The sequence below is a fragment of the bacterium genome (assembly GCA_021372775.1).
Classification (GTDB): Bacteria; Acidobacteriota; Polarisedimenticolia; order J045; family J045; genus JAJFTU01.
In genome coordinates this window covers 1-6,218 of the sequence record JAJFTU010000207.1, presented here as the reverse complement: position 1 = coordinate 6,218, position 6,218 = coordinate 1, and the positions used below count along the sequence as shown (strand labels likewise).

At 74.5% G+C, this 6,218-nt stretch carries 3 protein-coding genes; all 3 read right to left on the bottom strand.

What is annotated here, in order from left to right:
• Positions 1-236: 236 nt before the first annotated feature.
• The 3 genes from LLG88_07285 to LLG88_07275 are packed head-to-tail and all read right to left on the bottom strand — an operon-like array spanning position 237 to position 5,985.
• Positions 237-3,443, bottom strand: coding sequence for an efflux RND transporter permease subunit (locus tag LLG88_07285; GenBank protein MCE5246710.1), 3,207 nt, complete (start codon positions 3,441-3,443; stop codon positions 237-239).
• A gap of 12 nt (positions 3,444-3,455) precedes the next feature.
• Positions 3,456-4,601: an efflux RND transporter periplasmic adaptor subunit gene (locus LLG88_07280; GenBank protein MCE5246709.1), complete on the bottom strand. Its 1,146-nt coding sequence runs from the start codon at positions 4,599-4,601 to the stop codon at positions 3,456-3,458.
• Positions 4,602-4,620: 19 nt separating this feature from the next.
• Positions 4,621-5,985, bottom strand: coding sequence for a TolC family protein (locus LLG88_07275; GenBank protein ID MCE5246708.1), 1,365 nt, complete (start codon positions 5,983-5,985; stop codon positions 4,621-4,623).
• Between the last annotated feature and the right edge of the window lie 233 nt (positions 5,986-6,218).

The following is a 6,218-nucleotide window of genomic DNA, read 5'->3' as shown; positions in this document are numbered from 1 at the left end:
CGCGCGCCGCGCGGCGGGGGGCGGCGGCTCCGCGACGGGGCAATGCTCCGCCGCCGCCCCCCGCTGCTCGTCGCGCTCGTCGTTTTCGGCCGCACGCTCCGCTCGGCGCGTTCGCGTAGGGGAGGCTGGCGCGTCACGACGGTCGTTGCCCAGCTAAGGCTTCCTCCGCGCCTGCCTCCCGACTAGGACCTCGCTCGACGTTGCCTTTCGGACTGAGGGGCAACGGCCCGCGGAAATCACGTCGTGCGGCGCCGCTCCACGAGGTAGTGGACCACGGGCACCACCCCCAGCGTGAGGATCGTGGAGACGACGCCGCCGGCGATCAGGGCGATGGCGAGGCCCTGGAAGATCGGGTCGAAGATGATCACGAACGCCCCGACAACGACGGTGCCCGCGGTGAGCACGATCGGCCGCGTCCGCACCGCGCCGGCCTCGATCACCGCCTCGCGCAGCGAGCGCCCGCGCGCCAGCGAGAGGTTGACGAAGTCGATCAGCAGCACCGAGTTCCGCACCATGATCCCCGCCAGCGCGATGAAGCCGATCATCGACGTCGCCGTGAAGTAGGCCCCGAACAGGCCGTGCGCGGGAAGCACGCCGACCAGCGCCAGCGGGATGGCGATCATCATCGTCGCCGGAACCGTCAGCGAGCGGAACCAGCCGATGATCAGCAGGTAGATCAACACCAGCACCGCGGCGAACGAGAGCCCGAGGTCGCGGAACACCTCGTAGGTGATCTGCCACTCGCCGTCCCACTTCACCGCCGGCCGCTCCTGCGACCACGGCGTCTCGCGGAAGAACTGCTTCACCTCGGCGCCGCCCGGCGCGCGGAGCTTCGCGATCTCCTTCTTCATCGCCAGGATCGCGTAGACCGGACTCTCCCGCCGCCCCGCCGTCTCGCCGACGACGTAGACCACCGGCTTGCCGTCCTTGCGGTAGCGCCACGGCGGCTCGACCGCCGTCTCCACGCGCGTCAGTTCGGAGAGCGGGACCATCGCGCCGGACAGCGACGCGACGCGCACGGCGCCGAGGTCGGCCGCCGAGGAGCGCGCCGCGCGCGGCAGCCGCAGCGTGATCGGCGTCGGCTCGACGGCGTCGGGCACGTGCAGCAGCCCGGCGTCCTCGCCGGCGAGCAGCGCGCGCAGCGTCCGCGCGACCTGCGCCTCCGGCACGCCGGCGAGCGCCGCCTTCTCGCGGTCCACGACGAAGGTCCGCTTCTCCTGCGGCGCCTCGACGAACCAGTCCACGTCCACGACGCCGGCGGTCCGCTCGAAGATCCGCTTCACCTCGCGCGCCGTCGCGAGGCGCGCCTCGTCGGTCGGTCCGTAGACCTCGGCGACCAGCGTCGAGAGGACCGGCGGCCCCGGCGGGACCTCGGCGATCTTCACCGCCGCGCCCGCCGCGCGCGCGATCCGCTCGATCGGCCCGCGCATCCGCCGCGCGAGGTCGTGGCTCTGCGCGGACCGCTCCTTCTTGCCGACGAAGTTGACCTGCAGGTCGGCGACGTTCCCGCCGCGCCGCAGGTCGTAGTGCCGCACGAGCCCGTTGAAGTTGAACGGCGCGGCGGTTCCGACGTACGTCTCGACGTCGGCGACCTCCGGGACGGTCCGCGCGTAGGCGCCGATCTCCCGCGCCACCTCCGCCGTCCGCTCCAGCGTCGTGCCCTCGGGCATGTCCACGACGACCTGCAGCTCGCTCTTGTCGTCGAACGGCAGCATCTTCACCGCGACCAGCTTCAGCGGCACGAGCGCGACCGCCGCCGCCAGGGCGAGCGCCACGCCGCCGAGGAACAGCCAACGCCGCCGCGGCGAGTCGAGCAGCGGTCCGACGAACCGCTCGTAGAGGCGGTAGGCGCGGGTCCGCGCGACGTCGTACTCGCCGCCGCCGTGCCCCTTCGCGCCGCGCAGCAGGCGGTAGGCGAACCACGGCGCGGCGACGAGCGCGACGAGCAGCGAGAAGACCATCGCCAGCGAGGCCCCGACCGGCATCGGGCGCATGTAGGGGCCCATCAGCCCGCGCACGAAGGCCATCGGCAGCAGCGCCGCGATCACCGTCAGCGTGGCGAGGATCGTCGGGTTGCCGACCTCGTCGATCGCCGCGATCGCCGCCCGCAGCGGCGGCAGCTTGCGCATCGCGAGGTGCCGGCTGACGTTCTCGACGACGATGATCGAGTCGTCCACGACGATGCCGGTGACGAAGATCAGCGCGAACAGCGTCACCCGGTTCAGCGTGTAGCCGAAGACGTAGTAGACGAAGAGGGTCAGCGCGAAGGTCACCGGCAGCGAGACGAAGACGACCGCCGCCCCGCGCCAGCCCAGGGTCAGCGCGACGAAGAGCGTCACGGCGAGGATGTCCACGCCGAGGTGGAGCATCAGCTCGTCCACCTTGTCCTTCGCCGTCTCGCCGTAGTCGCGGGTCGTCGCGACCTCGATCCCCGCGGGGACGACGCGGCCGCGCAGCTCGTCCACCTTGCGCAGGACCTCGTCCGCGACGCGGTAGGCGTCGGCGCCCCGGCGCTTGGCGACCGCGAGCGTCGCCGCGGGAAGCGGCGCGTCCCCCCCCGCGGCGCGGCGGATCCCCTTCGACGCCGCGGCCGGGCCGGCGGCGAAGAAGACGTAGTCGCTCGGCTCGTCCGGCCCGTCCACGACGTCGGCGACGTCGCGCAGGCGGACCGGGCGCCCCTGCGGCGCGCCGACGACGAGCGCGCGGACGTCGTCCGCCGAAGCGAGGAAGCCGCCGGTCTCGACCTTGATTTCGCGGTCGCCGGCCTCGTACGACCCGGCCGGCGCCGCGGCGTTCTGGAAGCGGAGCGCCTGCGCCAGCGCCGCGGGATCGACGCCCGACGCGGCCATCCGCCCCGGATCGAGCACGACGCGCAACGCGCGCCGCTCGCCGCCGATCACCTTGACCGCCGAGACGTCGTCCAGCTTGGCGACCTCGCGCGCGACCGCCTCGGCGACGCGCCGCGCCTCGTAGCCGCTCGCCCGCCCGCCCCAGAAGGTCAGCGAGAGGATCGGCACGTCGTCGATCGAACGGTACTTGACCAGCGGCGGCGTCGCCCCCTCGGGGACGGCGTCCATCCCCGAGGCCAGCTTGTCGTAGACCTTGACGAGGCTCCGCTCGCGGTCCTCGCCGACGAGGAAGCGCACCGTGACCATCGCCGCCCCGGGCATCGAGGTCGAGTAGACGTACTCGACGCCGGGGATCTCGCGCATCCGCTTCTCCAGCGGCACGGCGATCCGGTTCTCGACCTCGGCCGCCGAGGCGCCGGGGAAGCCGACCATCACGTCGATCATCGGCACGACGATCTGCGGCTCCTCCTCGCGCGGCGTGTTGAACGCCGCCAAGGCGCCGAGCAGCAGCGCCGCGACGACGAGCAGCGGCGTCAGCTTGGAGTCGACGAAGAAGCGCGCGATCCGCCCCGCGGGGCCCATTCCGTTCGACATCGCCGCCTCCGCTCAGCGCGCCGCGACCGGGGCGCCGTCCACGAGCTCGGCGGGCGGCGCGGCGACGTACCGCTCCCCCGCCGCAAGGCCGGAGAGGACCTCGACCTTGTCGCCCTCCTCGCGGCCGACGCGGACCCAGCGCAGCCGCGCCGCGCCCTCGTCGTCGAGCGCGTAGAGACCGACCAGCTCGCCCCGCGTCGTCAGCGCGCTCTTCGGCACGAAGAGCGCCTTGCGCGGCGCCTTGGGGAAGAGGGCGCGGGCGTACATCCCGGGGCGCAGCGCGCCGTCCTTGTTGTCCACGACGATCTGCACCTCGAACGTGCGGCTGCGCGGATCGCCGGCGGGGGAGACGCGGTCCACCGTCGCCGCGAACTCGCGCCCGAGCGCGTCGATCCGCGCCCGCGCCGGCGCGCCGGGGACGACGCCGGCGAGGTCCGCCTCGGCCAGCTCGGCGAGGACCTTGACGCGGGAGACGTCGTCGATGGTGAAGAGCGGCGCGCCGGGCGCGGCCATGTCCCCGACCTCGATCCGCTTCGCCGAGACGAGCCCCGAGATCGGCGCCTTGACCTCGGCGTAGGCGAGCGTCGCGCGCGCCGCCGCCGCGCCGGCCTGGGCCTGCGCCAGCCCCGCCGCGGCCATCGCGTTCCCCGCGGCGGCGTCCTCGAGGTTCTTCGCCGTCGCCGAGCCGCGCGCGGCGAGCGTCTGGATGCGCCTGTACATCGCGGCGGCGTTGTCGTACTGCGCCTGCGCCGAGGCGACCGCGGCGTCGGCCAACCCGACCTGCGCGCGGACGTCCGCCGCGTCGAGCGCGGCCAGCGTCTGTCCCGCCCGCACCGCGTCCCCTTCCCGCGCGAAGACCCGCTCCACGCGGCCGAGCAGCTTCGTGCCGGGGTTCGCGCGCTCGTACGGCGCGACCTCGCCGGTCGCGGAGGCGAACTCCGGCGTCTCGGCGAGCGCGGCGACGGCGACCGGCGCCGCGACCGCGGCCGGCCGTTCCGCGGCCGCCGACCGCGGCGCGCCGCCGCACGAGACGAGGAGCGGGGCCGCCGCCGCGGCGGCGGCGAGGACGAACAGCGTCTTGATCGTCGGACGAACGAACATCTTCGTGGCTCCCTTCGGTTCCCGCGCCGCGGGCGCGTTCCGTTCCGTCGTCTTCATCGCCCGCTCCCTCCGCCGCTCAGAGGCGGCCGACGGCCAGGTCGAGCGACGAGCGCGCGAGCAGGACGTCGCGCCGCGCCGCGGCCTCGCGCGTGCGGGACGCGGTGAGCGAGGTCTGCGCGCCGAGCAGCTCGACGATCGTCGTCAGCCCTTCCTTGTAGCGGTCCTCGACGATCGTCAGCGCGGCGCGCGCCTGCTCGGCGGACGCGGAGGCGAGGTCCAGCCGCCGGCGCGCGACGCGCAGGTCGTTCCACGCCGCGCGGACTTCCAGCTCCGCGCCCTGGCGCAGCAGCTCGTCGTACTTCGCGGCCGCCGTCCGCTCCTCTTCGGCGCGGCGCGCGCGGGCCCGCGCCGCGCCGCCGTCGAACGGCGTGAACTTCGCGGCGACGAAAACCGACCAGTTGGAGCCGTCGCGCCCCGGCGCGTTCTCCTTGTTCATCTCGTACTGCGCCCTTAGGCCGACCTCGGGCCGCGAGCCGGCGCGCGCGACGCGGACCATCTCCCCCGCGGCGGCGACGCGCCGCTGCATCGCCTGCAGGTCGCGCCGTCCGGCGAGCGCCGCGGCGACGAGCGTCGGCAGCGGCTCGTCCGGCGCGGGACGCTCCTCGATCCGCTCCGGCAGCTCGACCGGCGTCTCCTGCGGCCGCCCCATCGCGACGTTGAGTCCGGCGCCGGCGAGATCGAGGTCCGCCTCGGCGCGCGCCGCGAACTCCTCGACTTCGGCCAGCGCCACCTTCGCCTGCAGCAGGTCGGAGTCCACGACGAGGCCCGCGGCGCGCAAGTCCTCGGCCAACTTGACGTGGGCGCGGGCGGTCTCGCGCGCCTCGAGCGCCACCTTGAGCTGCGCTTCGGCGAGCGCGGCGCCGGAGTAGGCCTCGACGACCTGGTGGACGACCCGCTGCCGCGTCCGCTCCCGCTCCGCGACCGCCGCCTCGCGCGCGTCGGCCGCCGCCGCGGCGCCGGCCGCGATCATCCCTCCGGCGTAGAGCGGCTGGGCGACGGAGAGCTTCGTGTTGAAGTTGCCCAGCGGGTCGGGGCGGTTGAGCGGGCCGACGGCGAAGTTGCCGGGGCCGAACGACGCCTGCCCGAGCAGGTTCATGAAGACGAAGACCGGGTTGGTGGTGCGGGCGTAGGTCTCCTGCAGTTCGACCCGCGGCAGCCGCCGGCTCTTCGCCTCCGCCTCCGCGGCGGCGGCCGCGTTGGCCTGCGCCCCGGCCGCGGCGATCAACTGGTTGCCGGCGAGCGCCGTCGCCACCGCCTCGTCGAGCGTCAGCGGCGCGGCGGCGGCCGGAGGCGGCTCTCCCGCGCCGTCCGCGGCCCGCGCGTCAGAGGCGACAAGCGCCGCCGCCACCATCGAAACAACCCAGAGCGATCTCGTCGGCATCGATCCGTCCTCGCGGAATGTCGCGGTAGAGATGCGCTCGTCCCCGATCGGTTACGCGTCGTCGCGGCCGCGGCCCGCGCCGGCCGGCGGTCGCGGCCCCGGCGGCGGAGCGGCGCCGGCCCGGCGCGAAATTTCCGCTGGCCTTCCGCGGGCGCCGCCGTAGATTTCGGAACCTTTCCGATGTGAGAGGAATTCTTGGAGACGCCCCCGTGGAACGACGCGCGGAACGGCTG

Excerpts from the sequence above, each read along its gene's own strand:
- LLG88_07275 (MCE5246708.1), bottom strand. The coding sequence starts at position 5,985 with ATGCCGACGAGATCGCTCTGGGTTGTTTCGATGGTGGCGGCGGCGCTT.
- LLG88_07285 (MCE5246710.1), bottom strand. The coding sequence starts at position 3,443 with ATGTCGAACGGAATGGGCCCCGCGGGGCGGATCGCGCGCTTCTTCGTC.
- LLG88_07280 (MCE5246709.1), bottom strand. The coding sequence starts at position 4,601 with ATGAAGACGACGGAACGGAACGCGCCCGCGGCGCGGGAACCGAAGGGA.